At 64.7% G+C, this 3,119-nt stretch carries 1 protein-coding gene; it reads right to left on the bottom strand.

Features of this window, described 5'->3' with window-relative positions:
- Positions 1–3,119 (bottom strand): hypothetical protein (locus VJR29_14410; GenBank protein ID HKY64595.1); only part of this gene is annotated, 3,119 nt, incomplete at both ends.

Genomic DNA, 3,119 nt, shown 5'->3' with positions numbered 1-3,119 from the left:
TTCAAGCCGTCGGGCAAGGTCGGGCGCACCCCTTCGCTCTTGGGGGCGTTGGGCGGCGGAACCGGCTGGGCTTCGGGCTGGGTCGGAGCCGGTTTTGAATCGGCTTGGGGAGCCGGCTTCGGGTCCACTTTGGGCTTGCGCGGACCAAAGCCCGGAATTTTTCCGAGCAGAGCCATGGCGCCGCGGGCGAAGGAACGCTCCGAGGAGCCCGTCGCGGGCTTGGCGTCGGCGACCGGCTTGGCCGGCTCGTTCTTGGCCGCGGGTTTCGAAAAACGAGGGCGCGGAATCTTGCTCCCGACCCAGGCCGCGCCGTCTCCCACCCGGGAGGGCACATACCTGACACCGTCGCTGATGCGGCTCGTTTGGCGAAGAGCCCGGTAGGCCCAAGTCGGGCCCTTGACTTCGAAAGGCAGCTCCTTGGCCAGGGCTTGATATTCCACCGCCTGCTTCTCGACCGGCACCGCCGCTCCGTCCTTGCCTTGATACTCGGCAAGGCTCGCGGGAATCTTGGCGGCGATTCGCTTGTTTTCGCCGGGGCGAGGCGCGTACTTGACCTGGATCGATTCGACTTCGCCGTTCGGGTCGAGGGTCACTCGAACCTTCGAAAGGCCGCGGCCATCGGCGATCCAAGTTTGATAGCTGCGGGTTTCGGGATCGAAGTAAAGCTGGCTGTCGCTGAGCTGCCGCGAGGAGCGGGCCATGGTCCGAGCCGAGCCGCCGGTTTCATTCCAATCCTTCTTGGCTTGCTCGACGAAGTCGATCAGCTCTTGGCGGCCGATCTCCAGCTCCTTGGACTTGCCGGTGGGATGGGTGACCAGGAGCATGACATTGCCGTCTTTCGAGGTTTGGGCGGTGAAATCGCCTTTCTCGCTTCGAACCAGGTCCAGCCGGCTCGAACCTTCGGACTGCGAAAGCACGATACCGAAATTTTCCTTCAACGGAGTCCGGGACAGGGCGTTGGCCAGGCTGAAGGCTTGCTCGGGCGAGAGGTTTCGACCGGTCGCCGAGCCGAAGTAGACCTTCATCGCCAGCTCCAGCTCCGCCGGTTTCAAGCGGCCAAGCAGGAGGTTGCCTTGCCAATTCCCGTTGTCCAACAGCGAGCGCAGCAGCGTCTGGGCCTGCGGGAAATCGACCTCGGCACTGGCGCCGAGGAAGCGCTTGGCGATCTTCAGGAAGTCGGCCTTCTCCTTCTCCGAGTAGGTCGTGGCGTAAACGGCGTTCAAGGACTGCTCGAAGGCATCCTGGGCCTTTTGGCGGATGCCCAGCTCGCGCGGCAGGTCCTGGATGATGTCGGCCAACTTCCGGCCCTCGCCGGCCGCGGTGGCCGCGTCGCCGGCCTCGACCTCGGCCTTGAGCAGCTCGATGAGCGCCTTGAGGCCCTCGGCCTTCTCCAGCATCTCGTCGCGGTTTTTCTCCTGGACCTCGATCAATTCCTTGTCGGTCTTGCGCCAGGACTTCTTTTGGCGATTGATTCCCCGCTCGAGCAGGCGGATTTTTTCGCGGAGCCCGGCCTCGGTCTTGGTGATTTGGTCCAAGAAGCCGCGCTTCTGCTCCAGTCCGAGGCTGTCGAAGATCTGCTTGGTCGAAACGCCGCCGACCGTCTGGAGCGTCGACTGGCCGAGGGCTTGCAGCAGATCGAACATCGTGCGCGAGCTTTCGACCCCGGACTTGAGGGCGATCACCGCCCGCAGGGTGTGGTACTCGACCTCGGCGTTGGAGGCTTCCTTGGGCAGGACGCCTTCCTTGAGGGCATGGCCGTCGACGCTAAGGCCCTCATTTTTCCATTCCTTGACCTGGCCTTCGATCAAAGACCGGACCTTCGCCCGCAGGCCGAGCTGGGTCGGGAGGCTTTCGACGGTCCGCCGGCCCGCGAGGACTTCGGCCGTGATCATCATGACTTCGCCGGCGCCGCCATGGGCGCTGTCGCGAAGGCGCTTGAAGAGATCGGAAATCTTCTTGGCCTTGCCGATCTGCCGGGCCAGGCTGAGCTGCTGAGCCCGCGGCACCTGGGCCATCACCGCTTCGAGCGGCGAAGGCGAGGCGATACCGATGCGGACTTCCTTGCCCGAAACCGAGATGACGTCGCCCTCGGCCAAAACCACCGGCCCGGTGACATCCTTGCCGTTGTGCTGGACGGTGGCCGGAGCCGGCACCGGCTCGCCATTGGCGGAATCGGGCTCGGCATTGGCCTTCTGGTTGTCGTGGAGGGTCAGCTTGCCTTCGGCGTCCCGCTTGAGGACCAGGTCCGAGCCTTCACGGCCCAGCAAATGGCTGTCGAGCGGAATCTCTTCGCCGGCCTTGAGCGGCCGGACGGCGAGCGTCGAATCGTTCGCCGCGTCGGCGAGAATCAGCTGCTCGGGCTTGCTCTCGAAGAGCTGGACCAAATCGCCCTGCTCGGCCTTGGCCTTGGGCGCGCCCAGCTCGGCGGCCGGCTTGGCGGCTTGTTCGGCCTTGCGGAGCTTCTTCTTGAGGTTGAGGACTTGGCCGTCGAGCTTGTGGATCTTGCCGTCGACCCCGCTCTTGGCCGAGTCGTTGAGACCTTCCTTGCTCGCCTCAAGATTTTTCTTCTCGGTGTTGAGCTCGGAAATCTGCTGCTTGATTCCCTCGACCGAATGAGCTCCTTCGAGGTTGCGCATCCGCATGTTGAGACTGGCGAGGCCCATGTTCAAGCGCCCGCCGGTGGCGGCATTGCTGATGTTGTAGCCGGCCATGGCGTGGATATACATCAAGAAGGTGTCGTCGAGGCCCGGGGCGTCGACCAGGTTCGGCTTGCCGAACCATCCGCCGATGCCGTTGACGGCCCGCGGAGTGTAGTACATCGCCGCGAGGGCGCCGCCGTGGTTCAAGGCTCCGACCACCCGCTCGCCGGCGACGGTGAGCTGGGGCACGCCGCTGCCGTTGCCCGAAGGCATCCAAACCATCTGCTTGGTCGGCAAGGTCCGGAGGGCGCCGGCGCTCTCGCCGGCCACCGGGCTGCCGGCCCACTTGCCGAGCTTCCCGGTCGCCAAGACCTTCTCGCCGAAGGCCGCGCTGCCGAGGTGCATGCCCCGCATCGCGAGGAAGAGGGCCGTATTGGTCTTGAGATCCTTCCAGAAATTCTGGTCGGCCGTCTCGTTGCC

It is taken from the genome of bacterium (genome assembly GCA_035281585.1).
GTDB lineage: Bacteria > UBA10199 > UBA10199 > DSSB01 > DSSB01 > DATEDP01.
This window is presented reverse-complemented; position numbering and strand designations above follow the sequence as displayed.